Source organism: Rhizobium sp. AP16 (genome assembly GCF_000281735.1).
In the GTDB taxonomy this organism is placed as follows: Bacteria; Pseudomonadota; Alphaproteobacteria; order Rhizobiales; family Rhizobiaceae; genus Rhizobium; species Rhizobium rhizogenes.
The window spans coordinates 83,458-109,861 of the sequence record NZ_AJVM01000063.1; the positions used below are offsets into that span (position 1 = coordinate 83,458).

Below are 26,404 nucleotides of genomic sequence, written 5' to 3' on the forward strand. Positions count from 1 at the left end.
AACGGATTACACCGTCTCGGCCACGCACCCGTAGCTCAGCTGGATAGAGCACCAGACTACGAATCTGGGGGTCAGGAGTTCGAATCTCTTCGGGTGCGCCATTTCTTCCACTTCCAAAGCATCAATATCGAAAATTGCTGCCCGTTGCGGCCGGAACTACAACCCCGTGTGGGCTGGCAAATAGCCAACAGGCGAAAAAGCGTCGTAGCGGCGGTGATCGGCGATGAAAAGTTCGAATCGCTTGTGGCGGAATGACGCATCTTGACCCAAGGCAAAGCTCGCATATTTGCCGTTAGACGACGGCTATGCGCCGCGTGTCGGCACTAGGGTCAGCTTTGCTGCTTCTTGAAAGCAGACATCATCCAGCGTGCCGAAACAGACATATCCAAATCTGCATTCTGGTTTTGAGATCAAGGAACTGCTTCCATGCTCCGATATGTTTTCCTTGTCGGAATTATAGCCATGATGACGACTCATCCCGCGATGGCGCAGAGTGAGGACGAAATGAAAGCGTGCGTCGATCGGTCTGAGGGGGTCACCTCGGAAATGCTGAAATGTGGGCAAGTCGAGATTGACAAGTTCGATGCCAGATTGAATGTGGCCTACAATATCCTGACGGATCGCAAACATGGTGCTGAACGCTTGCGGTTACAGGGTGAGCAGCGCGCTTGGCTAAAACATCATTTGCAGGAAGCGCACCGTCTTGCCGCCGATCCCAATGACGGATCGGCGGCTCTTCTCGTGTCTCAGGGGTTTGAGCTGGACGATTTGACCGCGCGCACGCTCGAACTTGAAAAGCGTGTCGGGCAAAATCGGTAGTCCTTCAACCGGGATTATCGTTCCTGACATCGATGCAATCGGGCGATATCGCTCATCCGTGAGCAGCCTTTCGCCATGGGCCTAATCCGGTCGCGGTCACGGCGAGACCGATGACGGTTGCGACCACGGGCACGAGCAGTGCCAATCGCAGGGCTTCGAGGCGAGAGTCGGCGTCGGTTTCCGCGCCGAGCGCCAAAACACCGACGGCGCTTGCCGCCGACAGTCCGAGTGCCGCGCCGAATTGAAAGGCCGTGTTCACGAGGCCGCTGGCCAGACCCTGCTCGCTTTCGTCGATCCCGTCCGTCGCCAGAATGGTCAGCGGGCCATAGGCGAGCGAGAATGCAAGGCCAAGCAGGATCATCGAAGGGAACATTGCCGCATAGGTCCAGTCGAGGCTCACTTGCAGGAACCAGGCATAGGACAATGCCGCCAGCAGCACCCCGCCGAAAATGACCTTGATATTACCGAAGCGATTGACCAGCCACGGCGTCACGGTCGGGGCGAGGATAGCGTCGGCGCCGATCGCCAACAGTGCAAGGCTTGTCTGCAGCGATGTCCAGCCCATCAGCTCCTGCAGGTAGAGCGACGCCAGAAACTGGAAGCCGAAGAACGAGCCGGCGAAGAACAAGGCACTGAGATTGGCGCGGACGAGCGAAGGCGAGCGCAGGATGCCGAGGCGCACCAGCGGCATTACGACCTTCCGTTGGATGGCGATAAAGGCAATCCAGAGGATTGCGCTCGCGGCAAAGGCGGCAAGGGTCCACTCCAGGCCATGCTTGGGGTTTTCAAGCCGTGTCACGCCGTAGGCAGCGGTCAGCATGGCGCCGGCGAGGATGACGGCCCCCAACATATCGAAGCGCTGGCTATGGTCTCTTTGATGGTCGTCGGCGACCAGGCGCGGCGTCAGGATGAAGATGAGGCTGGCAAGAATGACCGGCGCGAAAAACACCCACCGCCAGTCGATGGCGGAAAGCAGGCCGCCGGCGACTAACCCCAGCGAAAAGCCTCCGGCAGCCGTGCCGGCGTAAATGAGGACTGCCTTGTTGCGCTGCGGCCCTTCCGGGAAGTTTGTCATGATCAGCGCCAGGCCGGCCGGCGTCATGAAGGCCGAGGCGATGCCGGTGACGAAGCGCGCCGTCAGCAACATCCAGCCTTCGGTGGCAAAGCCCCCGAGACCGGAGAAGGCGATGAACACGGCGAGCGCGGAGAGAAATACCCGCCGCTTGCCGAAAATGTCGGCCGCGCGGCCGCCGAGCAGCATGAAGCCGGCATAGCCGAGCACATAGGAGCTGACGACGGCACTGAGCGTCGTGGTCGAGAGGCTCAACTCGGCGCGGATTGCCGGCAAGGCCACATTCAGCATAGCGACATCGATGCCTTCGAGGAAAATCGCTCCGCACAGGACAAGCAGGGCGCCTCTCGCCCCTGCGCTCATCGGCGCTTGCGAAGTTGAGGTGTGAGATAGGGTCGACATGGGTGTATGCCCTCATGTTTGATGGCTCGGTATGGAAATGGCAGGTCAATTACTAGGATGCCTGTCAGTTACTTCTTGTAACCATGATTGAGGTAAGGCATATTCCGGACCCATGGAAGAAGGCACTTCAAACTCACCGAGTGATTGCAGCAGCACCGACGAGGGCTACGACATTCTCCAATGGGATCAGCGCGAGGGCTGTGAAGTCCGGCAGATCCTCGACAGGATCGCCGACAAGTGGTCGCTGCTGGTCATTGCCCTGCTTGAAAAGCGCACGCTGCGGTTCACGGAATTGAAGCGGAGCATCGATGGCGTCAGCCAGCGGATGCTGACCAATACGCTGCGCCATCTGGAGCGTGATGGCATTGTCGAACGCACCGTGTTCCCGGTGGTGCCGCCACGCGTCGAATACAGGCTGACATCTCTCGGCTGCACCTTGCACAAAACGATCCAGTCGCTGGTCAACTGGACGGAAAACAATCAGCGGGAAATCATTGAGGCTCGCATCCGCTATGACGCGCGGGAACGGGATCGCTGACCGGATTTCCGCGCGCCGCGGTGGGCTTCAAGTCCCACATGCCTGGCCCGGATGCCTTCCTGTCGTGTGATTGGACGACACGGCTGCGACCGTTTGAGTTTTCAAGCGGTAAACTCATGCCCCGCCGACCGAAATACAAGGCATTCCATAGTGATGTGACGCTAGCCGACTGGGGCCGACGTTATCTGTATAGAATTGCTTGGCCATAGCAAGTTTACTCGTTTCAATGCTCAAATGGTGTTGGAGATTCCATGACTTAACGCTGAGATATCTGGAGAATAGACCTCCATCTTTCTCGGAGGTTTCTCTGTTGGTGCTTCCACGTCGCAATCTTCGAATAGAATAGGGGCTATTTATTCGAAATCCGACACGCGATGGCGAGGCTGCTGGGAATTGGCCTGTGCTTAGGGGGCGCGCCGTGGAGCGTTGGTTGTTGATTTCCAATTGCAATACTTATGCGCTTGCGCGTTCGTTGCAGTTGTTGAGCGACAGTTTCGATCTTGATTGTGTGGATGTTTGGCAATTCAAGAGGGAAATGGCGGATTACGCCGAGAAGATTCCGAAATACGATAGGCTGATCATAAATCCCATAGCCGAGCTGATGGGGTATGATTTTTCATCGGTGGAGAATCTGCACAAGATTCCGAACCTTGAGTTCGACGCCTACCACCCGGATTTTTGTTTCGCCTGCGCGCGCGGCGAACGTATCTACAAGCCTCTGGCCGCCAATCAGTCGATGATTATTCTCGCAGCCTTCCAGGCGGGGTTGAGCGTCGAGAAGACGCGAAGGCTGTTTCGTCGCGACATATATGAACAAAGCGGCTTCTTCTCGCGCTGGGAGCCGGCGAGAGACAGACTCATCTCCACCTTCGCTGTCTTCGGGATGGATATGACGAACCCCTTCAGGCGCTGGACGCGCGGCGAGAGTTTCATGCATAGCCTGGCGCATCCCAAGGCCCACCCTATCCTCGATGTCGCTCGCACATTTCTCAGGAACCGCGGCATCGAGACAAACAAGACGGATCTGGTGCCGTTCGACACAATCGTGAATGGGGTCTGTCTTCCGGTATACCCCGAAATAGGCGAATTGTTCGGGGTTCGTGGCTCCTACATGTTTAAGGTTTTCGGCGAGTACAAGCTCATCTCGCTGGAGAAACTCATTGAGCTCAGTTTCGAAGCTTACTCGGACTATGGGGCGGATGAGATCACGGTCGAGCCGGGCTATCTCACGCGTTTCAACCGCGTAAAACAGGCGATAGCGGAGGCAGATGCATGAGCAATCCATATTCCACGATCAATGACTATCAGTTGTGGCGTCGCTCCGTTGCACGCGTGGAAACGCATATGTTCGATCCGATCGTCAATCCGAGATTCAAGATCGACAGGCAAGTGAAAGTCGCAACGGCCGGGAGTTGTTTCGCGCAGCATATCTCGCGCCAGATTCAACGCATCGGCTTTCATTATTTCATTGCCGAGAAGGGCGAGCATTTGTCCGACGCGGAAAGATCCAAGCGAAATTTCGGCGTCTTCTCGGCGCGCTACGGGAATATCTATACGGCCCGGCAGCTGCTTCAGCTTTTCGATGAAGTCTTCGAAGGTCGTGAACCCGTGGAGAAAGCCTGGTTGCGCAAGGATGGAAGGTTCGTCGATCCTTACCGTCCGCAGATCGAGCCGGACGGGTATGAAAGCCCGGACGCCGTCGTCGAGGCGCGCCGTTCACATCTTGCGGCCGTGCGGTCGGTATTCCTCGATTCCGATGTTCTCGTCTTCACGCTGGGGCTGACGGAATCGTGGCGATCGAAGGCGGATGGATCCGTCTTTCCTCTTGCGCCCGGGGTGACCGCGGGATCGTTCGATCCTAACCGGTATGAATTCGTCAATTTCACCGTCGAAGAGGTCGACCGTCATCTGTCGCTGTTCCTGAAGAAATTGAAGGAGGTCAATCCTCGCGTAAAGGTGCTTCTCACCGTTTCCCCGGTGCCGCTGGTGGCGACCTACGAGAACCGGAACGTCCTGGTTTCGACGACCTATAGCAAAGCCGTGCTGCGCGTGGTGGCAGAGCAGATGCTCTCGCGTTTTGACTGGATCGACTATTTCCCGTCCTACGAGATCATCACCGGAAGCTATGCCGGCGGCCTCTACTATGAAGACGACTACCGTGAGGTGAACCATCTCGGTGTAGCGCATGTGATGCGGTGCTTCGTCAGGAACTACGTCTCGCAGCCCAGCAAGGAAGCCGAGCCCAAAGCCGTGATGCTGCCGCCGCCTCCCGAGACCGAGTATCAAACCGTTGTCTGCGACGAACGAGAGATCGAGATGCTGCGCCCCTGACGCCGCCCAAACCGGTAGCCGGCTTACGGGAGATGTTTAGAGGCATATGGATATCATTGGGAGCCTGCCGTGGAAGCATGGTTGATTATTTCGAATGCCCAGACGTTCGGCCTTGCAAACTCCATGAGGTTGCTGACCAATGATGTGAAGATCGATCACGTCGATGTCTGGACGCTTCGGGCAAGCCTGGATCATTTCGTCCAGACTATTCCCACATATGACCGGATCGTGATCCATCCCCAGATCGAGCATGGATATTATGATTTCTCCTCGGTGGAAAAGCTGAGCCGAATTCCGTCCATACAATTTGATGCCTACCATCCGGACATCTGTTTTGTCGGCGCGAGAGGGCAGCTCATCAACGGTCCGATGGGCGCCTATCACTCCATGATCGCGCTGGCGGCCTTTCGAGCGGGATTGAGCGCCGAGAGAACGCGAGCCTTGTTTCGGCGCGATATATTCGAGCGAAGCGGATTCTTTTCCCGCTGGGAGAGCGAGCGGAAGCAGCTGCTGGAAAGCTTTGCCGCGCATGGGCTGGATATATCGGAGTCGTTTAGAGCCTGGTCGCGGCGCGAGAGCTTCATGTATGGCATAGATCACTCCAAGGCTCGCCCCATCCGCGATATCGCGCGCGTCTTCCTGCGACAGTGCGGCATCGAAACAAACCAGACCGATATCGTGCCCGCTGACGTCATCATGGCTGGGTGTTGTTTTCCGGTATATCCGGAGGTGGCTGAGGTTTTGGGAGTCGAGGGCTCCTATATGTTCAAGCCGCATCAGGACTATAGGCTCATTTCGTTGGAGAAGTTTATCGAGCAAAGCTTCGCCTTGTATGGGAAATACTCTCCCGAGGAGATCCTGCCGGGTCCTCTTTTCACTGAGCGCTACGATCGCGTCAGATCCATTGTGGCAGAAGAAAATCTACAGTGATTTCAACGTTGCGGCCTGGCACCCTCTCCGTGGTCCGCTCTTAGCGGAAGCTCTGGCAGAAACAACAGCGCAATCAGTGCCAGTGCCACGATGACGGTTCCGGTGGCGAAGGTCATGGCGATGGCGTGGCGGTAGAGCGCGATCGCCGCGGCATGGGCTTCCGGCGAAGCGGTGGCGAGCTGCTTCAGGCCGCTTTCGGTCAGCGACGACATGTCCAGGCTGCCGGACGCGCCAGTCGCCTGTTGCACGCGATAGGCAAGGATCGCGCCGGAGCCGGTGACGCCGATCAGGCCGCCGAGCGAGCGGAAGAAGGCAAGCGTCGCCGTGCCGACACCGCGATGGGCGAGGGGCAGGGCGTTCTGTACCGCGATCGTCATCGTCGGCATCACCAGCCCAAGCCCCAGGCCGAGCGCAAAGATCGAGGGTTCGATGACGGCGAATCCCAGGCTCTCGGCGGCGGCCCAGGTGAGCACGGCGAAGGCCGTGGTTGCAAGGCCGAGGCCAAAAAGCTGGGCCGGCTTGTAGCGGCCGGAGCGTTGTAGAAGCACACGTCCGTTGAACATCGAGGAGATGACGAAGCCGACCATCAGCGGTCCGGTCAGCAGGCCGGATTGCGAGGGACTGACACCCATGACCATCTGGAAGAACAGCGGAAAGAACAGGCTCGCGCCGAGCATGCCCATGAAGGTCAGGGCGAGCACAAGGCAGGCAATGACGAACAGGCGGTTGCGGAAGAGATCGGGTGGCAGAACCGGCTCCGATTCGCGGCGGACATGGAAGACAAAGAGGACGGTGAGGATGAGGGAGGCCGCCGACAGGCCGATGATCTCAGGTGAATTCCAGGGCCATTCGTTGCCGCCAAGCGCAAGTACCAGCAGGAGGCCGGTGGTGCAGGCGGTCAAGAGTGCCGCGCCGAGATAGTCGATGCGGCGGCTGCGCGCCTGATGTGGCCGCTTCATGGCGCGGCCGATCATGACAAGGGCGACCGCGCCGATCGGCAGGTTGACGTAAAAGATCCAGTGCCACGAAAGCAGATCGGTGATGACACCGCCGACGACCGGGCCGATGACGCTGCAGACGGCAAAGACGGCGGCGATCGAGCCCTGGCTGCGGCCACGCCTGGCCGGCGGCACCAGGTCGCCGATGATGATCTGCGCAAGCGGCATCAACCCGCCGGCGCCAATGCCCTGAATGGCGCGGAAGATAATGAGCTGCAGCAGCGTCTGCGCCATGCCGCTCAGAATGGAGCCGAGAAGGAAGATCAGGATTGCCGCGTAGATCATCGGCTTGCGGCCATATTGGTCGCTGAGTTTGCCGTAGAGCGGCATGGTGCTGGTCGAGGCCAGCACATAGGCGCTGACCACCCAGGACAGATGCGTCACGCCGCCGAGATCGCTGACGATGCGCGGCAGAGCTGTGGCGACGATACTCTGGTCGATGGCGGCGAGGCCGAGCACGATCATCAGGCCGAGGATGACGGCGCGGATTTCGCGGCGGTCGGGCGGGCCGCTTTCGCTCAGTGTCGGTTGCGGGGCGGCTTGCTGATTCCGGGCGGTCATTGTCCGATGGCTCCGAGTGGGCCGATCGCTGCGCGAATGGCGGCGCGCGCTTCGGGCGACAGTTTTGCGAGTTCGGAGGCGAGCCAGTCGGTCCGCCTTTGCTTGATGCTCTTGATCAGGGTCCACCCCTTGTCCGTGGCGATCAGGCCGTTGCGTCGCCGGTCTTGCGGATCGGGCGCGGCGCGGGCGACAAGGCCCTCGCGTTCCATGGCCTTGATATGCCCCGATATTGTCGGCCCACGCAATTTTTCCTGCCGGGCCAGCTCGGCGACGCCGATGCCCGGTTGCCGGATGATCCCGACGAGAAGAAGCGCCTGCAGCGGCGAGATGCCGGTGTCGCCGGTCTCGCGTTTTAGCTGGCGATGGAGGCGATGCAGGGCCGGGCGCAGCGCTTCGGCCAGTGCCATAGCCTCTTCAATATCGTTGGCGTGCCCGGTTTCATACATGCGTTCAGATCCTATAAATAGGTAGGCTTCCTATCTATATAGATATTACGCTGTTCAAGTTTGCGCAAGCGGTCGAATCCTCGGGAACCTTTTTCAATCATTGCGCGTTTTCTGATGTCGTTGGGACTTGAGAGGAGAATGACCGTGAGGAGATTATTGTCGGCGGTGTCAGCCACCGCCTTGAGTGTTTTGCTTGCCGTTTCGTCCATCAATCCAGTCGCTGCGGGGCCAATCCAACCCCTGCCGCAGCCACTGGCCTTGCAGACGAACGGGGCCTTGCAGACGACCGGCCAGGCCAATGGCGTGACCGAGGTGCAATATCGTCATCACCGACCGCACTATCGTCCGCATTACCGGCCCCATCATCGGCCGTATTATCGCCCTGGCTATCATCATCGCCCGGGCTATTGGCAGGGCCATCGCGGCTATCGTTACGCGCGCCCCGGCTATCGCCGTTACAATGATGGCTGGTGGTATCCGATGGCGGCCTTCACCGCGGGCGCGATCGTCGGTGGCGCGGTGGCTCGCCCATCGCATGGAAGCGCGCATGTTCGCTGGTGCGCGAACCGGTATCGGTCGTATCGCGCCTCCGACAACACCTATCAGCCGACCAATGGTCCGCGCCGGCAATGCGTCGTGCGGTGATTTATGTGTGAATCCCTCTCCCCGCCTCGGCGGGGAGAGGGCGAATATCACGCTATAGCCGGCACCGGCATCTTCAATCCCGTCAACTGCTCCGATACTTCCCAAAGCCGCCGCCATATGGCGTTGTTCTGGGCGTAGGGCACGATCTTGGCACGGACTGGCGAGCCTTTCAGCTCGTAGAAACCATCAGGACCATACATGACACCGCCCTCGGCAATAGGCGAGGTGGCGGCGAACAATGTCGGCAGGGCGCCGCCCGCCGCCGAATGCGAGAGGATCGGCTCTATCGCCTTGCCAACCAGTTCAAGCCAGCCCGCCCTGTTCCGGCCCATGCGCGGGCCGGTGCTTTGCAGGCCGGTGATCGCGTAGCCGGGATGGGCCGCCGTGCTCGTGAGGTTCCAGCCCTCGGCCCGGGCGATCCGGTCGAGTTCGAGGCTGAACATCAATGTCGCCAGCTTTGACTGGCAATAGGCGCGCCATGCGCTGTAGCTCTCCTCCCAGTGCAGGTCGTCGAAATTGATCTTGCCGCTGCGGTGCGCCAGGCTGCTTACGGTGACGACGCGCGGGCTCTTTGCGGCAAGGAGCTTCGGCAATAGCCGCATGGTCAAGGCGAAGTGACCGATATAATTCGCGCCCATCTGCATCTCGAAGCCATCCTCCGTCTCATGCCGATCCGGAATGGCCATGATGCCGGCATTGTTGATGAGCAGGTCGATCCGGGGCGCGGATGCGGCGATGCGGGTGGCGGCGCGGGCGACGGAAACGAGGCTGGCGAGATCGAGTGGTTCGAAGGCAATGTCGGCGCCGGGCGCCGCGGCGCGGATCTCAGCCAGCACCTCGGCGCCTTTTCTTTCATTGCGCGACGCGATGATCACCCTGGCGCCGGCGCCTGCCAGCGCCTTGGCGGCTTCATAACCGATGCCGCTGGTGGCGCCGGTGATGACGGCCGTACGGCCGGTCTGCGAGGGAATGTCTTTCACGGTCCAGTCGGGCATTGCCAGTCTCCAAGGGGAAGAGTTTCGCTATTTCTGTATCGGATTAAATATTGCACTAAACGCAAAAATACAATAGTTAAAAAAATGCATTGATTATGAGACGCCGTTATGGTTTTCATGCCGCTGATTTCAGCGGCGGGTTTGTTGCTGTGCCTTCGAATTGCCACGCTGCTCGTGGCGTGATCACGCCACAATTGGTGTTCTTGGTCACAGATGGGACTAACGGAATGACGACAAAGACGACATGCTCCGATTTCGTGCAGTTCTTCCGCTCCTGGGTGAGCGACCCCATGCGGGTTGCGGCGATTGCGCCATCCGGCGAACGACTGGCGCGGCTGATGACGCAGGAGATCGAACCGCTCGACGGCCCGGTCCTCGAACTCGGTCCCGGCACCGGCGTTTTCACGCGGGCATTGCTGGCGCGTGGCGTCTCCGAATGCGATTTGACCCTGATCGAGTTCGGCGAAGAGTTCGTCGCTCCGCTGCGCGGCCGTTTTCCGCAAGCGCGCGTGGTTCAGATGGATGCGGCGCAGCTCGGCCAATGCGGCCTGTTTGCTGACACGCCATTCGGCGCTGTTGTCAGCGGTCTGCCGCTGCTTTCTATGCCTCCGGAAAAGATCGCCGCGATCGTCGGCGGCGCTTTCGCGACGATGAAGCCCGGCGGCTCCTTCTATCAGTTCACCTACGGTCCGCGCTGTCCGGTGCCGCGGCTGATCCTCGATCGCCTCGGCCTGAAGGCGACGCGCGTCGGCGGCACTGTGCGCAACATTCCGCCGGCGGGCGTCTATCGCATATCGCGTGGAAAACCGCTGGAGCTCTCGATTGATGGCTCCGAATATCGTAGCACGAATGAGAATGCTGGAATCGCCGCCTATGCGGCTGAGGCCGGCGCGGCCGATATGGGGCGGCCGGAGGCAGGTGCATAACGGGGGACTTCATGACGGATGTTCAGGAGATCGATGGTGCCGTGAAGGAAGGCCGGCGCGAACGCAAGCGTCGCCAGACGCGTGAGCGCATCGAGGCGGCGGCGCTGGCCCTGTTTCTAGAACGTGGCTTTGACGGTACGACGATCGAGGACATCACCGAGGCTGCCGATGTCTCCAAACGCAGTTTCTTCGACTATTTCCCAAGCAAGGAAGAGGTGGTCTTCGCCTGGCAGGACAATTTCGCCGACGAACTGGCCGACGCCGTTGCCGCGCAGCCCAAGGACGCATCGATCGTCGCCGTCATCGAAGGCGCTTTGACGTCGGCACTGCTTGCCGCTATGGCCGATCCACAGAGCCTCGCTATCGGTGCTTTGATCCATGATACGCCGGTACTGAGCGCCCGCCATCAGTTGAAATATGCCAAGCTCGAGACGAAATTGACGGATGCGCTCTATGCGCGGTCCGGCGGCGGCGAGGGGGAATTGCTGCATCTGCGCCTGCTATCGGCGATCGTCGTCAGCGCTGTACGTATCGGCGGTGAGCGCTGGAACGAAAGACCGCAGGATCTGCCTTTGCAGGATTTTGCCCAGCGCTTGTTCGGGGAACTCTGGACGACGCTTGCCGATCTCGGTGCTCTGGTGCGCCAACGATCCTTGGATCGCTGATCTCAGGTGAAGGCGCCGGCTGTTTGTGGCGGTTCGACCTGCCGACGTTGGCGCAGGAAGTCGATCAGCGCCCTAAGCTTGGCCGGAACGCGGCGGCGGTCGGGGTAGTAAAGCGCAAGTCCCGTCAGTGACGGGCTCCAGTCGGAGAGGATTCGCACCAGCCGTCCGTCATCGAGAAAGCGATCGATATAACCGTTGATCATATAGGCGATGCCGATGCCGTCCAGAGCAGCCTGGGTTAGCGCGGCGGAATCGTTGAGGATCAGCCGGCCGTTGACCGCAAGCTCGATCTTCTCGCCGTCCTTTTCGAATTCCCAGCGTTCGATCTGTCCGCTGGAGGAATGGCGGAAGCTGATACAATTGTGGTGGAGCAGATCGCGCGGATGTCTAGGGATGCCGTATCGGCCAAGATAGCCGGGCGCTGCGATAATATGGGCCGAGATAGCCGGCCCGATCTTCACCGTCACCATGTCGCGTTGCACGAGGTCGCCGAAGCGGACGCCGGCGTCGAACCCTTGGCCGACGATATCGACCAGCGATCCCTCGATGCGTACCTCCAGCTCGATGTCCGGATAGGTGTCGAGGAAATCGCGCAGGATCGGTTGAAGCGCGATCATGTAACCGGCACGCGCCACGTTGATGCGCAGCAGTCCGGCGGGCTTGTCGACAGCTTCGCCAAGCTCCTGAGCGGCGGCCGTCAGGTCGTGCACGGCGGGAACGACGCGCTCGAGATAGCGCAAGCCCGCCTCGGTGAGGCTGACACTGCGGGTAGTGCGATTGAAGAGCGCCAGCCGCATCCGGCCCTCCAGCTTGCTGATCGACTGGCTGACTGCCGAGGGTGATACGCCAAGCCGCACGGCTGCGGCCGAGAAGCTCTTCTCCTCAGCGACGGTGACGAATGTCACCAGCCCGTCCAACATATCCTGACGCATCCATGCTCTCCGAACGACATTGTGCTTCGCCGAGATTAATCAGTTTTGCTAAAAAGGCCATCTGCAATTGATGAGATTATCGAAACTGTCGTCTCGGCCTATCCTGACCGCATTCAACAAGGAGACATCGCCATGTCCGATACAAAGTCCGATGCCAAGACGCTCTTTATCACCGGCGTTTCCACCGGCTTCGGCCGGGCTCTCGCGGAGGCTGCCCTTGCCGGCGGCCACAAGGTCGTCGCCACGCTGCGCCGCCAGGTGGATCGCGTCGAATTCGAGGCGCTGAAGCCTGGATCTGCTTTCGGCAAGCTGCTCGACGTTACCGATACTGCCGCTATCGCTCCCGTCGTCGCCGAGGTCGAAAAGGAGATCGGCGCCATCGATGTTCTCGTCAACAATGCCGGCTACGGCCATGAGGGCTTGCTGGAGGAATCGACGATCGATGACTTGCGCCGCCAGTTCGAGGTCAACGTCTTCGGTCCCGTGGCCCTCATCCAGGCCGTACTGCCCTATATGCGCAAGCGCCGCGCCGGTCATATCCTCAACATCACGTCGATGGGCGGCATTGTCACCTTTCCCGGACTTTCCGTCTATCACGGCAGCAAGTTCGCGCTGGAGGGGATTTCCGAAAGTCTCGGCAAGGAGGTCAAAAGCCTTGGGATCCATGTGACGGCCGTCGAGCCCGGCGGTTTCCGTACCGATTGGGCCGGTCGCTCGATGGTGCGCGCTGAGCGCTCGATTTCGGATTACGACGAAATCTTCGAGCCGTGGCGCCAGCGCCGCCTCGAACGCAGCGGTAAGCAGCCCGGTGATCCGAAGAAGGCGGCACACGTTATGCTGCAGCTTATTGCATCGGAAAACCCGCCGACCCATCTTCTGTTAGGCCGCGACGCCATTAGCCTCGTTCGCGAAAAGCTCGGCCTGCTCAAGACCGAGTTCGACGCCTGGGAACAAGTCTCGGCTTCCACGGATTTCGAATAAGTTCAACGATATTATAGGCCAAGTGCAAGGGACCAAAAGCATGTCAGATTTGAACGCAGCCAAGTCCGGTCAATTCAAGATCGACGGCGATCTCACCGTCAATCGTCTCGGTTTCGGCGCCATGCGCGTTACCGGCTACGGCATATGGGGCGAGCCGGATGATCACGCTGAATCCATCCGCACCCTCAAGCGCCTGCCGGAACTCGGCATCGATTTCATCGACACAGCCGATTCCTACGGTCCGGACGTCTCCGAGCGCCTGATCAAGGAAGCGCTCTATCCCTACGACAAGAAGGTGGTTGTCGCCACCAAGGGCGGCCTGACGCGGACCGGCCCCGGAGAATGGATTCCTGTGGGGCGTCCGGAATATCTCATCCAGCAGGCGCATAAGAGCCTGCGCAATCTCGGCCTCGAGCAGATCGATCTTTGGCAGCTTCACCGCATCGATCCCAAGGTGCCGGCCGCCGAACAGTTCGACGCCATCAAGTCGCTGTTGGACGCCAAGATCATTCGCCATGCGGGCCTTAGCGAAGTATCGGTTGCCGATATCGACGCCGCCTCGAAATATTTCAAGGTCGCGACGGTGCAGAACCGCTACAATCTGATCGACCGCACCAGCGAAGACGTGCTCGACTATTGCGAAAAGCACACTATCGGCTTCATCCCCTGGTTCCCGCTGGCATCGGGTGAACTCGCCAAGGAAGGCTCGCTGCTTGACACCATCGCCAAGAAGCACGGAGCTGCCCCGAGCCAGATCGCGCTTGCCTGGGTTCTGAAGCGCAGCCCGGTGATGCTGCCGATCCCTGGCACCTCGAAGGTCAAGCATCTCGAGGAGAATACGGCCGCCGTCAACATCACCCTGTCGGATGAAGAGTTTGCGGCGCTGGATGCCGAAGGCAAGAAGGCATTCGCCGCCGCTTGAGCCGCCTGTCGCGAGGACGCGGTCACGCTTGACGACCGCGTCCCGAAAGTGAGGGATCACGATTATGTGAATCACCTCTTTCAACATTTTGCGGCTGTAAAATAGGCGGATGAATGCTGGAAATACCCGAGATATGCGGTATTTTAGGTGGTTGCTATTAAAAGCATTGCGTTTCTTGCATTGCTGCATTGCGGAAGATTGCCTGTTCATCTCGGTCCCGCGATTATATCTCTCCTCTCGAAGGCAGCGCATCTCCTCCTCCCAGCGCTCCTTCATCGATTGGCAACTCTCCTCCTCCCTGTTGCCAATCCGGATCAAGAGCCCGATGCATCCTCCTCCCGCATCGGGCTCTTTTTATTTTCCATGCTTTCGCAAGCGTCCCCCCGACGGTTTCGGCAACCGTTGCTTCTTTGCCTCGCTGTTATGAATTAGCACTGGTTCATATGGGTCGGAACCGCGAAGGCGGCTTGCACCATCATCCCTCATGCGTAGAGTGGCGGCCACGTTGGACTTGCGACGATGAGGTTGGGTGTAATGCAGCGTATGGAAGATGCCGGCCAATGGGGAAGGACAATCTTCCGGGCTATCGCCGTTGTCGCAGCACTCTCTTTGACGGCCTGTGGCCGCCCGGTCGGCGTCATGCAGCCGATCGCGGAAAATGTGCCAGGTACCACTAAAGTCGAGCTGATGGTCGCCACCACCCGACTGCCGGACAATGATCCGGCGATCCTGTTTTCCGGCGAGCGCGGCACGGGGCTGAAGGTGGACGCCGTCAGCATCTCGATCCCGCCGGAAGCCAATCGCAAGGTCGGACAGGTGCAATGGCCGAGCAGGCTGCCCGGCGATCCCCTGAAGAATTTCGTCACCACCGCCGTCCGACCGCTGCCGACCGAAGCCGACGTTCACTCCTGGCTGCGCCCGCATCTGCCGAAGAACAAGCGGGTCCTGATCTTCGTGCATGGCTTCAACAATACCTACGAGGACGCCGTCTACCGCTTCGCCCAGATCGTCCATGATTCCCATGCCGATGTCGCGCCGGTCGTTTTCACCTGGCCGTCGCGCGCCAGCATTTTTGATTACGCCTACGACAAGGAAAGCACCAACTATTCCCGCGATGCGCTGGAAGAGATGCTGCACCGCGCCGCTTCCGATCCTGCTGTCGGCGATATCACGGTCATGGCCCATTCCATGGGCACCTGGCTTGCCGTTGAAGCTCTCCGGCAGATGGCCATCCGCGACGGCCGCGTCGCGCCGAAGATCACCAACGTCATTCTTGCCTCTCCCGACCTCGACGTCGATGTTTTCGGTCAGCAATTCGCCGCCCTCGGCAAGGACAAGCCGCATTTCACCCTATTCGTCTCGCGTGATGACCGGGCGCTGTCGCTGTCGCGCCGTATTTCCGGCAATGTCGATCGCCTCGGCCAGATCGACCCAACCGTCGAACCCTATCGCAGCGAGTTGGAAAAACAGGGCATCACCGTGCTCGATCTCACCAAGCTCAAGACCGGCGATGGGCTGAACCATGGCAAATTCGCCGAAAGCCCGGAAGTGGTGCGACTGATTGGTGACCGGCTGATCGCCGGGCAGACCATCACCGATTCCGATGTCGGCATTGGCGATGCGGTCGGCGCCGTTGCCCTCGGTGCGGCACAGACGGTCGGCAGTGCGGCGAGCGCCGCCGTCAGCGCGCCGATCGCCATCTTCGATCCGCGCACCCGCCGGAACTATGGCGAGCAGCTGCGGCGTGTCGGCGCATCCGCCGGCAACACCGTCGGTTCCGTTGGCGACAGCGTGACAACGACGAGCAGCAATGTCGGCGCGGCGCTCAACCAATAGGTCGCGCCCGCAGCACTTCCGAAAAACATCATAGCCACCTCTCGTGATCTGATATATCACAGAGTCGTGCCTTATCGCATGTTGCGGTGCTCTGCGGACGGACTTTGGGAATGGACGAAAACAAGCGTACGGTCGTCGTTGTCGGCGCCGGGATCATCGGCGCGGCGATCGCCTTCGAATTACAACGGCGCGGTCGGCAGGTGACGCTTGTCGACAAGGACGAACCGGGCGAGGGCGCCTCCTTCGGCAATATGGCGAGCATCGCGCTCGATTTCGCCGCTGGTTCCGGCCCGTCCACCTGGGCAAAAATTCCCCGCTGGCTGCTGGACCCGGAAGGCCCGGTCTGGCTGAGACCTTCCTACGCCCCCAAAATGCTGCCCTGGTTCCTGCGCTTCATTGCGGCCGGTCGTCCGTCGCGATTGAGAGAGATCGAGGATGCCGGCATGAGCCTGTCGCGCTATGCTCTCGGTGATTTCAGGGCGATGCTCGATACACTCGACGCGCCGGATCTGATGACGGAGGAGGGATGTCTCGCCATCTACGAGACCGAATCCGAATTCGCCGGTGACCGTGCCCATATTGAGCTGCTGCGGCGTTACGGTCTGGAACACAAAATTCTCTCCGGCGCGGAAATCCGCGATTACGAACCGGCACTGTCGCCCGATATCGCCAAGGCGGTGCTGCTGCCGGACAACAAGTCGATCCGCGATCCCTATCAGCTCGTCCTCAAGCTGGTGGAGGCTGCAAGGGCTCTCGGCACCACCTTTGCCTCCGGTACTGTGAGAACCGTCGAGCGACAGGCAAAGGGCGTCGTGACGGTGCTTTTCGAGGATGGGCGGCGGCTGGAGGCCAATGATGTCGTGCTTGCCGCCGGCGTCCGTACGCGGTTTATTGCTTCGGCACTTGGCGAGCCGATACCGCTCGAGACCGAGCGCGGCTATCACACGCAGATCATGAAGCCCGGCATCGCCATGCGCTATTCGATCATCTGGCCGCATCGCGCCTTCATGGTGACACCGACGGCCGGCGGCATCCGCGTTGGCGGCAATGTCGAGCTGGCCGGCCTCGATGCGCGCCCGGATTTTCGCCGCCCGCGCGTCCTTGTCCGCCACGCCCAGCGGGCACTGCCCGGCCTGCAGGTGGAAGACGCCAAGGACTGGATGGGCCATCGCCCTGCGCTGCCCGACACGATCCCGATCATTTCGCCGTCATCGCGTGTGTCCGGCGTCTGGTACGCCACCGGCCATGGCCATCTGGGGCTCACCTTTTCGGCGACGACAGCGCGGCTGATGGCCGATATGATGACCGGCATGACACCTGAGGTCGACATGACCCCGTTCCGTATCAATCGCTACTAGGAGGAAACAAATGTCCGAAACCGAAAAGCCCGTCGCGCTGATCACCGGCGGCGGCCGTGGAATGGGCGAGGCAATCGCTCGTGAACTTGCAGCCGGCGGCTATCGCCTGGCGCTGATGTCGCCCTCGGAAAGCTGCGAAAAATTGGCGGCTGAACTTGGTGGCGTCGCCTCGCGCGGCGTCGCCGAAAAGGCCGAGGATATCCAGGCGATCTTCGATCTGACGATGAAGAGCTATGGCCGCATCGATGCCGTGGTCAACCATACCGGCCATCCGCCGAAGGGCGATCTGCTCGATATCACCGACGAGAACTGGACGCTCGGCTCCGACATGATGATCCTGTCGCTGGTGCGCATGGCGCGGCTGGTGACGCCGGTCATGCAGAAGCAGGGCAAGGGCGCCTTCGTCAACATCACCACCTTCGCGGCTTATGAGCCGACGCTGGTCTTCCCGGTCTCCTGCACCTATCGCGCCGCCGCGGGGGCCTTCACCAAGCTCTATTCGGATCGTTATGCGGCCGACAATATCCGCATGAACTGCATCCTGCCCGGCTATATCGACAGCCTCAACCACAAGCCGGAAACCGCCGACAAGGTGCCGATGAAGCGCATCGGCCTGATGAGCGAGATCGCCAAGACGGCGGGCTTCCTGCTCTCCGACGGCGCCGGCTATATCACCGGCCAGAATATCCGCGTCGATGGCGGCGTCACCCGTCACGTCTGATTGGAGTTACCGAGATGAGATGGAAGCGCACGATCCAGTTGCTGGATGTCCATTGCGAGGGTGAAATCGGCAGGGTCGCCATCGGCGGCGTGCCGAAGATCCCTGGCAATACGGTCGCCGAGCAATTGCACTGGCTGAACACCGATCCGAAAGGCGAGGAACTGCGCCGCTTCCTGGTGCTGGAGCCGCGCGGCGCACCGATCGGCTCGGTCAACCTGCTGCTGCCGGCCAGGCATCCTGATGCCGACGCCGCTTTCATCATCCTGCAGCCGGATCAGGCGCATGCGAGCTCCGGCTCCAACTCCATCTGCGTGACCACGGCACTGCTCGAATCCGGCATCGTCGAGATGAAGGAGCCGGAAACGGTGGTGACGCTCGAGACCGCCGCCGGTCTGGTGCGCGCGACCGCCACCTGCCGCGACGGCCGCTGCGAGAAGGTCCGCCTTACCATGGTGCCGTCCTTCGTGCATGAGCTGGATGTCGGGATCGATACGCCGCAATGGGGCAGGATCAAGCTAGATCTCTGCTATGGCGGCATCTTCTATGCGCTGGTCGATGTCGGCCAGATCGGCCTGACGATCGGAAAGGCGAATGCCGCATCGCTGGTCCAGGCGGGCATGGTCCTCAAGGAGCTGATCAACCGCACAGTCCCGGTCGTCCATCCGGAAATTCCGGCGATCTCCGGCGTCGCCTATGTGATGTTCCGCGATATCGATGCCGATGGTGCGATCCGAACCTGCACGACCATGTGGCCCGGCCGTGCCGATCGCTCGCCCTGCGGCACCGGCAATTCCGCCAATCTGGCGACGCTGCATGCGCGCGGCAAGGCCAGGGTCGGCGATGTCTTCAAATCCCGCTCGATCATCGGCTCGGAATTCGAGGTCGGCCTGCAGGCGGAGACCGAAGTCGCCGGCAAACCCGCCATCATCCCCACCATCACCGGCCGCGGTTTCACCTTCGGTCTCAGCCAGGTGGCGCTCGATCCGTTCGATCCGATGGCGAATGGCTTTGCGTTGACGGATGTCTGGGGGCCGTTGGCAGGAGAGATCTAAAAACTATCCCGGATAAATCACGCCCTTGCGCAGAATGATGTTTCCATAAAGCCTCGGTTCGCTGGTCTGCACCAGCGCGTGCGTCTGCTTCACCCGCTCGTAGAAATCCGCCGGCAGCAGCGGCACGACCTTGATGTCGGGGACATGCCGGGCGCAGACCTCGATCATCTCCGCGTGCACCGGATCGATGGCATCGCGGTCCTGCCTGACCGTCGCGCGGAAGATCGCCTGCGGTACGAAATCGTCGATCGGCAGGACGCTGAGCACGGCGTCGAGCACGCGGACGACGCCGTGACCGTCGAGACGGATAAGGCGGCGGGCGTGTTCGAGACCGGGATAATTGCCGTCGACGAGGGCGATTTCGTCGCCATGGCCCATGGCGCGCAACGTCGCCAACAGCTCGGGGCTCAATAGCGGGTCAATGCCCTTCAGCATGCTCTATCTCCTTGAAGAGGATGTTTTGATCGATGAGGTAGCGTGCGAAGATCGGCAGGCTGGCGCCGCCGATGGCGCGCGCCTGCGGCCCCACCATACCTTCGATGATTTCGGGCATGACGACGCCCTGCAGGTCGAGCTCGGCGGCTTCCTTGATGGTGGCGCGCACGACCCGTTCGCGCACCCAGTTTGGAAAACCGCCATCGATGACGGCGGCGCTGAAATCGATGACCGAGGCGGCGGCAACGATTGCCTGCGCCAACGCCTTGGCCGTCTCCTGGATCCAGATTTCCAGCGGTTCGCCGAAATCGATCCAATTGTCCGCCGAATACCAGAGCGGCTGTGGATCGAAGCCGTGATCGCGCAGCAGATTTTCCAGTACGAAGATCGAGGCGATCTCGAGCAGCTGAAGGGTTTCGCCGTTGCGCCCGCGTACGGGCAGGGGGCCGAGCGCCCCGGCGGTTCCGGTTCGTCCGACGAAGATAGACGAATTCAGTACGATGCCGCCGCCGAGGAAGGAGCCGATGAAAAAATAGACGAAATCAGGATAATGCGGGCCGACGCCGAAGACGAGCTCCGCTCCGCAGGCGCTGGTGGCGTCGTTCTGCAAATAGACGGGATAGGGCACGCGGGCGGCGATTTCTGCCTGCAGGTCGACACCGCGCCAGACCTCCATCGCGCCATCAGGCGCACCGACCTCCTCCGCCCAGTTCCAGAGCTCGAAGGGCGCCGCGATGCCAAGCCCGGCAAGCCTGCCGCGTTCCTCGGTGTTGAGGCGCGATTCGAGTTCCTGGATGCCCGAGGTGACAAAGGACAGGATGTCCTGCGGCAGCGGATAGGGATAGATCTGATGAAGCTGCATCCGGATCTGCCCGACGAAATCCATCAGCACGAGGTCGGCGCTGCGCCGGCCGATCTTGACGCCGAAGGAGAGCACCGCATCCGGATTGAGCCGCATCGGAATGGAAGGCTGCCCGACCCGCCCGCGTACCGGTTCGCCGCGCGACAGCAGCCCGTCCTTCTCCAGCGCCCGCATGATGACGGAGACGGTCTGCGCCGACAGGCCGCTGCGCCGGGCGATGTCGGCTTTCGACAAAGCGCCGTGGCGGCGCACGAGCGACAGCACCAGCCGTTCGTTATGCGCGCGGACGCGAACCTGATTCGCACCCCCGCTGGGGTCGAGAATCAAGGGTGATGTCGGCGTTTCCTCAGGATCTTGCGGGGGAGACATTGGCCCTCCTTCCATCATGGCCATGCCCTATTTTTCATCAAAATGCCACATCAGATTAATAATTCAATCGGATTTATTTATTGACAGGGCGAAATCTTTAGGGTCAGATATGTCTCGTCGAGGATGTGCGCATGGCCTTGGAGGCGGTCCAGCGGGAAGAAATCTAAACGGACATGGCACGTCTTGAAGCCGGACTCAGTGCGAGCCGGAGTGGCCGGGGGATCCCGGTTTTTCAAATCTTGGGAGGATTGAATGAAGAAATCTGTTATTTCCGCAGCACTCGCCGCTCTGGCGATCGGCGTCGCTTTTGCCGCGCCGGCCAAGGCTGCCGATGTTTCCGCCTGCCTGATCACCAAAACCGACACCAACCCCTTCTTCGTCAAGATGAAGGAAGGTGCGACCGCCAAGGCCAAGGAACTCGGCGTGACGCTGAAGTCCTATGCCGGCAAGATCGACGGTGACAGCGAAAGCCAGGTTGCCGCTATTGAAAGCTGCATTGCCAGCGGTGCCAAGGGCATTCTGATCACCGCTTCCGACACCAAGGGCATCGTTTCCTCGGTCAAGAAGGCACGCGACGCCGGCCTGCTGGTCATCGCGCTCGACACGCCTCTGGAGCCGGCTGACGCTGCCGACGCGACCTTCGCCACCGACAACCTTCTCGCCGGCAAGCTGATCGGCGAATGGGCCAACAAGACGCTCGGCGACAAGGCCAAGGACGCCAAGATCGGCTTCCTCGACCTGACGCCGTCGCAGCCTTCCGTCGACGTGCTGCGCGACCAGGGCTTCATGATCGGCTTCGGCATCGACCCGAAGGATCCGAACAAGATCGGCGACGAAACCGATCCGCGCATCGTCGGCCATGACGTTACCAACGGCAACGAGGAAGGTGGCCGCAAGGCCATGGAAAACCTCCTGCAGAAGGATTCGAGCATCAACGTCATCCACACGATCAACGAACCGGCCGCTGTCGGCGCCTATCAGGCTCTGAAGGCCGTCGGCTTGGAAAAGCAGGTTCTGATCGTGTCGGTTGACGGCGGTTGCCCGGGCGTCAAGTCTGTCAAGGAAGGCGTGATCGGCGCCACCTCGCAGCAATATCCGCTGATGATGGCAGCCCTCGGCGTCGAGGCGATCAAGAAGTTCGCCGATACCGGCGAAAAGCCGAAGCCGACCGAAGGCAAGTCCTTCTTCGACACCGGCGTCTCGCTGGTGACCGACAAGCCGGTTTCCGGCCTGAAGTCGATCGACACCAAGGAAGGCACGGCAAAGTGCTGGGGCTAAGCCTCATCCTGAATTTGGCATGATCCGACCCGAGAGCCGCTTCACATTTTTCGCTGAAGCGGTCCTTCGGTTCGCGGCCATGCCTTCCTGACATCAACGCCGGCCGGACCTCAGATCCGGCCGGTTTCAACACCCGGCGGTTTCCGCGTATAATTCGGCGCGGCAGCGGAGGAATACAATGACCGGAGCACAGGAATTCGAGCGTGTTCTCGACGGCAGCGACAAGAACGTTGCCTCGTTTGAGCACCAGGATGTCTCTCTTCTCAAACGCATGCAGCATTTCTTGCATTCGACGCCGGCCGCCGTGCCGTTGATCGTATTGGTGATGGCGATCATCATCTTTGGCTTTGCCATCGGCGGGCGCTTCTTCTCCGCCTACACCTTGACGCTGATCCTGCAGCAGATCGCCATCGTCGGCATTCTCGCTGCGGCGCAGACGCTGGTGATCCTGACCGCCGGCATCGATCTGTCGATCGGCGTGATCATGGTGATTTCCTCCGTCGTCATGGGCAATGTCGCCGTCACTTACGGCTTGCCGACGCCGGTCGCCATTATCGCCGGCATGGCTGCGGGCGGCCTTTGTGGATTGCTCAATGGTTTCCTCGTCGCCAACATGAAGCTGCCGCCGTTCATCGTGACGCTCGGCACCTGGAACATCGTCATGGCGACGAATTTCATCTATTCCGCCAATGAAACCATCCGCGACACCGACGTCGATGAAAAGGCGCCGCTCCTGCATCTCTTCGCGGTCAGCTTCCGGCTCGGCGGCGCGGTGCTGACCCTCGGCGTCATCGCCATGGTGCTGCTGGTGGTGGGCCTGTGGTACATTCTCAATCACACCGCCTGGGGCCGGCATGTCTATGCGGTCGGCGATGATCCGGAAGCGGCAAAGCTGTCGGGCATCCAGACCAAGAAGGTGCTGCTTGCCGTCTATGGCGTCTCGGGACTGATCGCGGCCTTCGCCGCCTGGGTTTCGATCGGCCGTAATGGCTCGGTCTCGCCGTCTTCGGCGGTGACGGACTTCAATCTTCAGGCAATTACTGCGACCGTGATCGGCGGCATCTCGCTCTTCGGCGGCCGTGGCTCGATCCTTGGTACGCTCTTCGGCGCCATGATCGTCGGCGTCGTTTCCATGGGCCTCAACATGCTCGGAGCCGATCCGCAGTGGAAGGTCCTCCTGACGGGTGTGCTGATTATCGGCGCCGTCGCGATCGATCAATGGATCAGAAAGGTATCGGCATGACCACGACTGGCGAACCCCTTCTCACCGCGCGTGGCCTCGTCAAGCGCTATGGACGCGTGACCGCGCTCGACAACGCCGATTTCGATCTCTATCCCGGCGAAATCCTAGCCGTCATCGGCGACAACGGCGCCGGAAAATCCTCGCTGATCAAGGCGATTTCCGGCGCGGTCACACCCGATGAAGGTGAGATCAAGCTGGAAGGCAAGGCTGTCCATTTCAGGTCGCCGATGGAAGCGCGCGAGGCCGGTATCGAAACGGTCTACCAGAACCTGGCATTGTCGCCGGCGCTCTCGATTGCGGACAACATGTTCCTCGGTCGCGAGATCCGCAAGCCAGGCGTCCTCGGCTCCGTGTTCCGCATGCTCGATCGGCCGGCAATGGAAAAGCGCGCCCGCGACAAGCTGACCGAACTCGGCCTGATGACCATCCAGAACATCAATCAGGCGGTGGAAACGCTCTCCGGCGGCCAGCGTCAGGGCGTGGCGGTGGCGCGTGCCGCCGCCTTTGGCTCCAAGGTCGTCATCATGGACGAGCCGACGGCGGCCCTCGGTGTCAAGGAAAGCCGCAAGGTGCTGGAGTTGATCCTCGACGTGCGCTCGCGCGGCTTGCCGATCGTGTTGATCTCGCACAATATGCCGCATGTCTTCGAGGTGGCGGATCGTATCCATATCCACCGTCTCGGACGCCGGCTGACCGTGATCAATCCGAAGGAATACACCATGTCCGATGCCGTCGCCTTCATGACCGGCGCCAAGGCGCCGCCGGAGACCGTCGCCGCATGAGTTCCACGCTCGAGGACATCGCCGGCGAGATCATCGCGCGCGCCGGCGATACAAGACGGTTCCTGGTGGCCATCGCAGGCCCGCCCGGCGCCGGCAAATCGACCTTGGCCGATAAGGTGGCCGAAGCACTGAGGGCCAAGGGCGAAAGCGCCGAGGTCCTGCCGATGGACGGTTTCCACATGGACAATGCCGTCCTGATCGAAAAGGGCCTGCTGAAGCGCAAGGGCGTGCCCGAAAGCTTTGACGTGCGCGCCTTTCTCGATATCGTCAAGGCGGTGCGGGCTGCCGATCAGGAGGTGCTGGTGCCGGTTTTCGACCGCTCGCGCGAGCTTGCCATCGCCTCGGCCCGCATCGTCTCGCCCGATCATCGCTTCATCGTCATCGAGGGCAATTACCTGCTTCTCAGCCAGGGCAAATGGGCGGAGCTGGAAGGCATGTTCGACTATTCGATCATGCTCGCGCCCCCCATGGAAGTCCTGGAGCAGCGGCTATGGGATCGCTGGAAGGGCTATGAACTCGACGACGAGGCCGCCCGCGAAAAGGTCTACGGCAACGATCTGCCCAATGGCCGCCTGATCCTGGAAAACCGTCGCCCCGCCGATGCCACCGTCTATATCGTTCAGGACTGAGCCCGGTATCATTTCCGTGGCATAGGCGATTGTTTTGCGATAGCGGTTGGTGCTATCGAAGCGCGACACCATGAGACCATCCAGAGGTTCGCGCCCATGCAAAAGCTCACCATCCGCCGCCCCGACGATTGGCATCTGCACCTGCGCGATGGCGCCATGCTGGAAGGCGTGATCGGCGATACCTCAAGGCATTTCGCCCGCGCCATCATCATGCCGAACCTGGTGCCGCCGGTCGTCACCACGGCCGATGCCACGGCCTATCGCGAGCGCATTCTGAAAGCGTTGCCGGCCGGTGATCGCTTCCAGCCGCTGATGACGCTTTATCTCACCGAGCACACCAATCCCGACGATGTCGAAGAGGGCAAGAAGAGCGGCCTCATCACCGCCGTCAAGCTCTATCCGGCGGGTGCGACGACCAACTCCCACGGCGGCGTGCGCAATCTCGATAAGGCAATGCCGACGCTGGAGCGCATGGCGAAGATCGGCCTGCCGCTTTGCGTCCATGGCGAAGTGACGACGCCGGAGGTGGATATTTTCGACCGCGAGGCCGTCTTTATCGAAACCGTGCTCGACCCGCTGCGCCAGCGCCTGCCGGAGCTGAAGGTCACCATGGAACATGTGACGACCTCTGATGGCATCGACTATATCAAGTCGGCCAAGGCCAATCTCGCCGGCTCAATTACCACCCATCACCTGATCATCAACCGCAACGCCATCCTCGTTGGCGGTATCCGGCCGCATTATTACTGCCTGCCGGTCGCCAAGCGCGAAAGCCATCGCCTGGCACTACGCGCGGCTGCGACGAGCGGCGACAGCAGGTTCTTTCTCGGTACGGATTCCGCCCCGCATGTCGATCCGCTGAAGGAATGCGCCTGCGGCTGCGCCGGCATCTATACCTCGATCAATACGATGAGCTGCCTGGCGCACGTCTTCGAACAGGACGGCGCGCTGGACAAGCTCGAGGCTTTCGCCTCGCTGAACGGCCCTGCCTGGTACGGGCTGGCGCCCAACGAGGAGCGGATCACGCTTATCCGCCGCGTGGAATCAGTGACCTTCCCCGAAAAGATCGAAACCGGAGCAGGCACGGTTACCGTGTTCGACCCGATGTTCCCGCTGCATTGGGACGTCGAAGGCTAAGCCTGCGACCCTCTAAAAGAGAGCCCGCACGAAGGCGCAGGACGCCAGCAGAGAGGCTGCCGTCCGCAGATGGTTCCATCTCGTCCAATCGCTGAGATAGGTTGCCCATAGCTCGGCTGCTTCAGCTGTGCGGCCATCGACCTTGTCCAGCGCGTCGTTTAGCGGGACATTGAAGACAATCGTCGAGACAAACGTGGTGACGATATAGAGCGCGGCGCCGGCAAGCATCAGGATGCTGACACCGCCTCGCCAATGCACGATCGCCATCACGGCGATGAACACCGACAAAGCGAGGGTCAGTAGAAACACGACCATGAAGGGCGAGCGCAGGATCGTCGTGTTGATCGACTGCATGGCGGCGATACCCTGTTCGGCGGGGAGCCGGGCGAAGGCCTGCATGATGAAGGTCGAGAACGCAAAGAAAATACCGGCGATGAGGCCACTGCCGAGCGCAGCCGCGATAAGAGCGATATTCGTGATCGGCACCATGAAGCTCCTCCTCTTCAAAATGTGATGATTCTCTTATACCTGCGACCCAC

27 protein-coding genes and 1 tRNA gene are annotated in these 26,404 nt (G+C 60.7%); 20 read left to right on the forward strand and 8 right to left on the reverse strand.

Annotation, left to right across the window (positions count from 1 at the left end):
• The first annotated feature begins 24 nt into the window (after positions 1-24).
• Both PMI03_RS16860 and PMI03_RS16865 read left to right on the forward strand, forming a co-directional pair.
• A tRNA-Arg gene (locus tag PMI03_RS16860) sits at positions 25-101 on the forward strand.
• Positions 102-426: 325 nt separating this feature from the next.
• A complete protein-coding gene (locus PMI03_RS16865) occupies positions 427-819 on the forward strand; it encodes a lysozyme inhibitor LprI family protein (RefSeq protein WP_007695472.1) in 393 nt (130 codons plus the stop codon).
• Between the two features lie 52 nt (positions 820-871).
• Here the strand turns inward: PMI03_RS16865 and PMI03_RS16870 are convergent, their stop codons facing one another.
• A complete protein-coding gene (locus PMI03_RS16870; protein WP_007695473.1) occupies positions 872-2,293 on the reverse strand; it encodes an MFS transporter in 1,422 nt (473 codons plus the stop codon).
• Between the two features lie 112 nt (positions 2,294-2,405).
• On the opposite strand from PMI03_RS16870, the gene PMI03_RS16875 reads away from it, so the two are divergent.
• From PMI03_RS16875 to PMI03_RS16890, 4 genes are all read left to right on the forward strand, one after another.
• Positions 2,406-2,831 (forward strand): helix-turn-helix domain-containing protein, encoded by a 426-nt coding sequence (locus tag PMI03_RS16875; protein ID WP_007695475.1) that lies wholly within the window; start codon positions 2,406-2,408, stop codon positions 2,829-2,831.
• Between the two features lie 400 nt (positions 2,832-3,231).
• Positions 3,232-4,107, forward strand: a complete 876-nt coding sequence (locus tag PMI03_RS16880; protein WP_007695477.1) for a WcbI family polysaccharide biosynthesis putative acetyltransferase — start codon at positions 3,232-3,234, stop codon at positions 4,105-4,107.
• Positions 4,104-5,162: a GSCFA domain-containing protein gene (locus tag PMI03_RS16885; protein ID WP_007695480.1), complete on the forward strand. Its 1,059-nt coding sequence runs from the start codon at positions 4,104-4,106 to the stop codon at positions 5,160-5,162. Before PMI03_RS16880 ends, PMI03_RS16885 begins: the two co-directional genes overlap by 4 nt.
• 69 nt (positions 5,163-5,231) lie before the next feature.
• Positions 5,232-6,092, forward strand: coding sequence for a WcbI family polysaccharide biosynthesis putative acetyltransferase (locus tag PMI03_RS16890; RefSeq protein WP_007695483.1), 861 nt, complete (start codon positions 5,232-5,234; stop codon positions 6,090-6,092).
• A gap of 2 nt (positions 6,093-6,094) precedes the next feature.
• Here the strand turns inward: PMI03_RS16890 and PMI03_RS16895 are convergent, their stop codons facing one another.
• Together PMI03_RS16895 and PMI03_RS16900 are read right to left on the reverse strand one after the other, a co-directional pair.
• Positions 6,095-7,651, reverse strand: coding sequence for an MDR family MFS transporter (locus PMI03_RS16895; protein WP_007695485.1), 1,557 nt, complete (start codon positions 7,649-7,651; stop codon positions 6,095-6,097).
• Positions 7,648-8,097 (reverse strand): MarR family winged helix-turn-helix transcriptional regulator, encoded by a 450-nt coding sequence (locus PMI03_RS16900; protein WP_007695487.1) that lies wholly within the window; start codon positions 8,095-8,097, stop codon positions 7,648-7,650. Before PMI03_RS16900 ends, PMI03_RS16895 begins: the two co-directional genes overlap by 4 nt.
• A 138-nt stretch (positions 8,098-8,235) precedes the next feature.
• On the opposite strand from PMI03_RS16900, the gene PMI03_RS16905 reads away from it, so the two are divergent.
• Positions 8,236-8,742, forward strand: coding sequence for a BA14K family protein (locus PMI03_RS16905; RefSeq protein ID WP_012650888.1), 507 nt, complete (start codon positions 8,236-8,238; stop codon positions 8,740-8,742).
• A 47-nt stretch (positions 8,743-8,789) separates the two neighbouring features.
• Here the strand turns inward: PMI03_RS16905 and PMI03_RS16910 are convergent, their stop codons facing one another.
• The gene (locus PMI03_RS16910; protein ID WP_007695490.1) at positions 8,790-9,737 is read right to left on the reverse strand and encodes an SDR family oxidoreductase; all 948 of its coding nucleotides are present in this window, start codon (positions 9,735-9,737) and stop codon (positions 8,790-8,792) included.
• A 227-nt stretch (positions 9,738-9,964) separates the two neighbouring features.
• Between PMI03_RS16910 and PMI03_RS16915 the strand changes: the two genes are divergently transcribed.
• Together PMI03_RS16915 and PMI03_RS16920 are read left to right on the forward strand one after the other, a co-directional pair.
• Complete coding sequence (locus tag PMI03_RS16915; protein ID WP_007695492.1) at positions 9,965-10,663, forward strand: class I SAM-dependent methyltransferase; 699 nt, start codon at positions 9,965-9,967, stop codon at positions 10,661-10,663.
• An 11-nt stretch (positions 10,664-10,674) separates the two neighbouring features.
• Complete coding sequence (locus PMI03_RS16920; RefSeq protein WP_007695494.1) at positions 10,675-11,328, forward strand: TetR family transcriptional regulator; 654 nt, start codon at positions 10,675-10,677, stop codon at positions 11,326-11,328.
• Positions 11,329-11,330: 2 nt separating this feature from the next.
• Here PMI03_RS16920 and PMI03_RS16925 read toward each other — a convergent pair whose 3' ends face one another.
• A complete protein-coding gene (locus PMI03_RS16925; protein WP_007695496.1) occupies positions 11,331-12,260 on the reverse strand; it encodes a LysR family transcriptional regulator in 930 nt (309 codons plus the stop codon).
• 132 nt (positions 12,261-12,392) lie between these two features.
• On the opposite strand from PMI03_RS16925, the gene PMI03_RS16930 reads away from it, so the two are divergent.
• The 6 genes from PMI03_RS16930 (at position 12,393) to PMI03_RS16955 (ending at position 19,130) form a co-directional block, all read left to right on the forward strand.
• Positions 12,393-13,241 (forward strand): oxidoreductase, encoded by an 849-nt coding sequence (locus tag PMI03_RS16930; RefSeq protein ID WP_007695497.1) that lies wholly within the window; start codon positions 12,393-12,395, stop codon positions 13,239-13,241.
• 40 nt (positions 13,242-13,281) lie between these two features.
• A complete protein-coding gene (locus PMI03_RS16935; protein WP_007695499.1) occupies positions 13,282-14,163 on the forward strand; it encodes an aldo/keto reductase in 882 nt (293 codons plus the stop codon).
• A gap of 534 nt (positions 14,164-14,697) precedes the next feature.
• Complete coding sequence (locus PMI03_RS16940) at positions 14,698-15,999, forward strand: alpha/beta hydrolase (protein WP_007695501.1); 1,302 nt, start codon at positions 14,698-14,700, stop codon at positions 15,997-15,999.
• Positions 16,000-16,109: 110 nt separating this feature from the next.
• A complete protein-coding gene (locus PMI03_RS16945; RefSeq protein ID WP_007695503.1) occupies positions 16,110-17,357 on the forward strand; it encodes an FAD-binding oxidoreductase in 1,248 nt (415 codons plus the stop codon).
• Positions 17,358-17,367: 10 nt separating this feature from the next.
• Complete coding sequence (locus PMI03_RS16950) at positions 17,368-18,078, forward strand: SDR family oxidoreductase (RefSeq protein ID WP_007695505.1); 711 nt, start codon at positions 17,368-17,370, stop codon at positions 18,076-18,078.
• A gap of 14 nt (positions 18,079-18,092) precedes the next feature.
• Positions 18,093-19,130: a 4-hydroxyproline epimerase gene (locus tag PMI03_RS16955; protein ID WP_007695507.1), complete on the forward strand. Its 1,038-nt coding sequence runs from the start codon at positions 18,093-18,095 to the stop codon at positions 19,128-19,130.
• 3 nt (positions 19,131-19,133) lie between these two features.
• On the opposite strand, the gene PMI03_RS16960 is transcribed toward PMI03_RS16955, so the two are convergent.
• Both PMI03_RS16960 and PMI03_RS16965 read right to left on the reverse strand, forming a co-directional pair.
• Positions 19,134-19,565: an RbsD/FucU family protein gene (locus PMI03_RS16960; protein WP_007695509.1), complete on the reverse strand. Its 432-nt coding sequence runs from the start codon at positions 19,563-19,565 to the stop codon at positions 19,134-19,136.
• On the reverse strand, positions 19,549-20,796 hold the full coding sequence (locus PMI03_RS16965; protein WP_007695511.1) for an ROK family transcriptional regulator: 1,248 nt from the start codon (positions 20,794-20,796) through the stop codon (positions 19,549-19,551). The genes PMI03_RS16960 and PMI03_RS16965 overlap by 17 nt, the downstream gene beginning before the upstream one ends.
• Positions 20,797-21,048: 252 nt before the next feature.
• Here PMI03_RS16965 and PMI03_RS16970 point away from each other — a divergent pair, with 252 nt between their 5' ends.
• The 5 genes from PMI03_RS16970 (at position 21,049) to pyrC (ending at position 25,865) form a co-directional block, all read left to right on the forward strand.
• Complete coding sequence (locus PMI03_RS16970; RefSeq protein ID WP_007695513.1) at positions 21,049-22,074, forward strand: sugar ABC transporter substrate-binding protein; 1,026 nt, start codon at positions 21,049-21,051, stop codon at positions 22,072-22,074.
• Between the two features lie 178 nt (positions 22,075-22,252).
• A complete protein-coding gene (locus PMI03_RS16975; protein WP_007695515.1) occupies positions 22,253-23,317 on the forward strand; it encodes an ABC transporter permease in 1,065 nt (354 codons plus the stop codon).
• Positions 23,293-24,099 carry an ATP-binding cassette domain-containing protein gene (locus PMI03_RS16980; protein ID WP_012650897.1) on the forward strand — a complete coding sequence of 269 codons (807 nt, stop codon included), beginning with the start codon at positions 23,293-23,295 and terminating at the stop codon, positions 24,097-24,099. The genes PMI03_RS16975 and PMI03_RS16980 overlap by 25 nt, the downstream gene beginning before the upstream one ends.
• Positions 24,096-24,728 (forward strand): nucleoside triphosphate hydrolase, encoded by a 633-nt coding sequence (locus PMI03_RS16985; protein ID WP_007695517.1) that lies wholly within the window; start codon positions 24,096-24,098, stop codon positions 24,726-24,728. Before PMI03_RS16980 ends, PMI03_RS16985 begins: the two co-directional genes overlap by 4 nt.
• Positions 24,729-24,824: 96 nt before the next feature.
• Complete coding sequence (gene pyrC / locus PMI03_RS16990; RefSeq protein WP_007695518.1) at positions 24,825-25,865, forward strand: dihydroorotase; 1,041 nt, start codon at positions 24,825-24,827, stop codon at positions 25,863-25,865.
• Positions 25,866-25,877: 12 nt separating this feature from the next.
• On the opposite strand, the gene PMI03_RS16995 is transcribed toward pyrC, so the two are convergent.
• Positions 25,878-26,354, reverse strand: a complete 477-nt coding sequence (locus PMI03_RS16995; RefSeq protein WP_007695519.1) for a DUF1772 domain-containing protein — start codon at positions 26,352-26,354, stop codon at positions 25,878-25,880.
• Positions 26,355-26,404: the final 50 nt, after the last annotated feature.

Excerpts from the sequence above, each read along its gene's own strand:
- pyrC (WP_007695518.1), top strand. The coding sequence starts at position 24,825 with ATGCAAAAGCTCACCATCCGCCGCCCCGACGATTGGCATCTGCACCTG.
- PMI03_RS16945 (WP_007695503.1), top strand. The coding sequence starts at position 16,110 with ATGGACGAAAACAAGCGTACGGTCGTCGTTGTCGGCGCCGGGATCATC.
- PMI03_RS16935 (WP_007695499.1), top strand. The coding sequence starts at position 13,282 with ATGTCAGATTTGAACGCAGCCAAGTCCGGTCAATTCAAGATCGACGGC.
- PMI03_RS16870 (WP_007695473.1), bottom strand. The coding sequence starts at position 2,293 with ATGTCGACCCTATCTCACACCTCAACTTCGCAAGCGCCGATGAGCGCA.
- PMI03_RS16875 (WP_007695475.1), top strand. The coding sequence starts at position 2,406 with ATGGAAGAAGGCACTTCAAACTCACCGAGTGATTGCAGCAGCACCGAC.
- PMI03_RS16950 (WP_007695505.1), top strand. The coding sequence starts at position 17,368 with ATGTCCGAAACCGAAAAGCCCGTCGCGCTGATCACCGGCGGCGGCCGT.
- PMI03_RS16905 (WP_012650888.1), top strand. The coding sequence starts at position 8,236 with ATGACCGTGAGGAGATTATTGTCGGCGGTGTCAGCCACCGCCTTGAGT.
- PMI03_RS16915 (WP_007695492.1), top strand. The coding sequence starts at position 9,965 with ATGACGACAAAGACGACATGCTCCGATTTCGTGCAGTTCTTCCGCTCC.
- PMI03_RS16965 (WP_007695511.1), bottom strand. The coding sequence starts at position 20,796 with ATGTCTCCCCCGCAAGATCCTGAGGAAACGCCGACATCACCCTTGATT.
- PMI03_RS16975 (WP_007695515.1), top strand. The coding sequence starts at position 22,253 with ATGACCGGAGCACAGGAATTCGAGCGTGTTCTCGACGGCAGCGACAAG.
- PMI03_RS16955 (WP_007695507.1), top strand. The coding sequence starts at position 18,093 with ATGAGATGGAAGCGCACGATCCAGTTGCTGGATGTCCATTGCGAGGGT.
- PMI03_RS16895 (WP_007695485.1), bottom strand. The coding sequence starts at position 7,651 with ATGACCGCCCGGAATCAGCAAGCCGCCCCGCAACCGACACTGAGCGAA.
- PMI03_RS16960 (WP_007695509.1), bottom strand. The coding sequence starts at position 19,565 with ATGCTGAAGGGCATTGACCCGCTATTGAGCCCCGAGCTGTTGGCGACG.
- PMI03_RS16930 (WP_007695497.1), top strand. The coding sequence starts at position 12,393 with ATGTCCGATACAAAGTCCGATGCCAAGACGCTCTTTATCACCGGCGTT.
- PMI03_RS16970 (WP_007695513.1), top strand. The coding sequence starts at position 21,049 with ATGAAGAAATCTGTTATTTCCGCAGCACTCGCCGCTCTGGCGATCGGC.
- PMI03_RS16885 (WP_007695480.1), top strand. The coding sequence starts at position 4,104 with ATGAGCAATCCATATTCCACGATCAATGACTATCAGTTGTGGCGTCGC.
- PMI03_RS16985 (WP_007695517.1), top strand. The coding sequence starts at position 24,096 with ATGAGTTCCACGCTCGAGGACATCGCCGGCGAGATCATCGCGCGCGCC.
- PMI03_RS16925 (WP_007695496.1), bottom strand. The coding sequence starts at position 12,260 with ATGCGTCAGGATATGTTGGACGGGCTGGTGACATTCGTCACCGTCGCT.
- PMI03_RS16900 (WP_007695487.1), bottom strand. The coding sequence starts at position 8,097 with ATGTATGAAACCGGGCACGCCAACGATATTGAAGAGGCTATGGCACTG.
- PMI03_RS16980 (WP_012650897.1), top strand. The coding sequence starts at position 23,293 with ATGGATCAGAAAGGTATCGGCATGACCACGACTGGCGAACCCCTTCTC.
- PMI03_RS16920 (WP_007695494.1), top strand. The coding sequence starts at position 10,675 with ATGACGGATGTTCAGGAGATCGATGGTGCCGTGAAGGAAGGCCGGCGC.
- PMI03_RS16910 (WP_007695490.1), bottom strand. The coding sequence starts at position 9,737 with ATGCCCGACTGGACCGTGAAAGACATTCCCTCGCAGACCGGCCGTACG.
- PMI03_RS16940 (WP_007695501.1), top strand. The coding sequence starts at position 14,698 with ATGCAGCGTATGGAAGATGCCGGCCAATGGGGAAGGACAATCTTCCGG.
- PMI03_RS16995 (WP_007695519.1), bottom strand. The coding sequence starts at position 26,354 with ATGGTGCCGATCACGAATATCGCTCTTATCGCGGCTGCGCTCGGCAGT.
- PMI03_RS16865 (WP_007695472.1), top strand. The coding sequence starts at position 427 with ATGCTCCGATATGTTTTCCTTGTCGGAATTATAGCCATGATGACGACT.